This is a genomic window from Gryllotalpicola sp. CP2-P1, assembly GCF_057512245.1.
The window spans coordinates 1-1,906 of sequence record NZ_JBLRDT010000331.1; the positions used below are offsets into that span (position 1 = coordinate 1).

Annotated in this window: 1 protein-coding gene; it reads left to right on the forward strand. The window is 70.6% G+C overall.

Annotated elements, in window-relative coordinates; translation table 11 throughout:
* Positions 1–78: 78 nt before the first annotated feature.
* Positions 79–1,906, forward strand: a 1,828-nt coding sequence (locus ACM2XV_RS14885; protein ID WP_487027499.1) for an alpha-mannosidase, incomplete at its 3' end; no start/stop codon positions are given.

Here is a 1,906-nt window from a genome sequence, read left to right on the forward strand (position 1 = left end):
GGCATCACCCGCGTGCTCGCGGACTGCGCCGAGCTGCCGCGCTGAGTCGCGGGCCACCATCACAAACAGAGAGCTGTCATGCACGACGACATCCCCTTGACCGTAGGCCGCGCGACCCGGGTGCTCAGCGAGCGCATCAAGCCCGCCATCCACGCGCGCCGCACCCCGCTCACCGTCGAATGGCACGAGCTGCCCGGCGAGCCGATCGCCCCCGCCGAGGGTCTCGCGCTCGACTACGCGCCCTACCAGATCGGCACCCCGTGGGGCGCCGCCTGGGGCACCACGTGGTTCCGCCTGACCGGCGCGATTCCGGCCGAGTGGGCGGGCGAGCGCGTCGAGGCCGTCGTCGACCTCGGCTTCGACGTGAACATGACCGGCTTCCAGTGCGAGGGCCTGGTCTACCTGCCGGACGGCACCCCGCTGAAGTCGCTGAACCCGCGCAATCAGTGGGTGAAGGTGACGGATGCCGCACGCGGCGGCGACCCCGTCGAGATGTTCATCGAAGCGGCCTCGAACCCCGTGCTGCTCGACTACCACCCCTTCCTTCCGACGCAGGAGGGCGACATCCAGACCTCGTCGCCGCGGCCGCTGTACACGACGCGCCACATGGACCTCGCCGTCTTCGACGAAGAGGTGCACGAGCTCGCCCTCGACGTCGAGGTGCTGCTCGAGCTGCAGGCAGAGCTGCCCGAGACCTCGCCGCGGCGCATGAAGATCCTGCAGGCGCTCGACGACGCGCTCGACGTGCTCGACCTGCAGCGCATCTCGGCCACGGCGGCCGACGCACGGGCGAAGCTCGCCCCCGAGCTCGAGCGGCCCGCCGAGGCATCCGCCCATGAGATCGCGGCGATCGGCCACGCGCACATCGACTCCGCGTGGCTGTGGCCGCTGCGCGAGACGATCCGCAAGGTCGCGCGCACGACGTCGTCGATGACGACGCTCATCGACGAGGAGCCCGAGTTCCGCTACGGCATGTCGAGCGCGCAGCAGTACAAGTGGATCAAGCAGAACCGGCCAGAGGTCTATGCGCGCGTCAAGGCCGCCGTCGAGGCCGGGCGCTTCCTGCCGCTCGGCGGCATGTGGGTCGAGTCCGACACGGTCATGCCGACGGGTGAGGCGATCGCGCGCCAGTTCCTCTACGGCCAGTCGTTCTTCCGGAGCGAGTTCGGAGTGACCTCGCGCGGGGTGTGGCTGCCCGACAGCTTCGGCTACTCACCGCAGCTGCCCCAGCTGATGCGCCGGGCCGGCTTCGAGTGGTTCTTCACGCAGAAGATCTCGTGGAACCAGGTCAACCGGTTCCCGCACCACACCTTCGACTGGGAGGGCATCGACGGCTCGCGCGTCTTCAGCCACTTCCCCCCGATGGACACCTACAACTCGCAGCTCTCGGGCTCAGAGCTCGCCCGCGCGACGCGGCAGTTCAAGGAGTCGCGGCGCGCGTCGTCGTCGCTCGCACCCGTCGGCTGGGGCGACGGCGGCGGCGGCACGACCCGCGAGATGACGGGCAAGGCGCGCCGCACCGCCGACCTCGAGGGCAGCGCCCGCGTGCGCTGGGAGCACCCGGATGCCTTCTTCGAGCGCGCCAAGGCCGAGCTGCCGAACCCGCCCGTGTGGGTCGGCGAGCTCTACCTCGAGCTGCACCGCGCCACGCTCACGAGCCAGCACAAGACCAAGCAGGGCAACCGCCGCGGCGAGCACCTGCTGATCGAGGCCGAGCTGTGGGCGGCCACCGCGGCGGTGCGCGCGGGGTTCGAGTACCCCCACGACGAACTCGACGAGCTGTGGGAACTGCTGCTCCTGCACCAGTTCCACGACATCCTGCCCGGCACCTCGATCGCCTGGGTGCACCGCGAGGCGGTCGCCAACTACGCGCGCATCGCCGAGGGCGCCGAGGCGGTGATCGGCC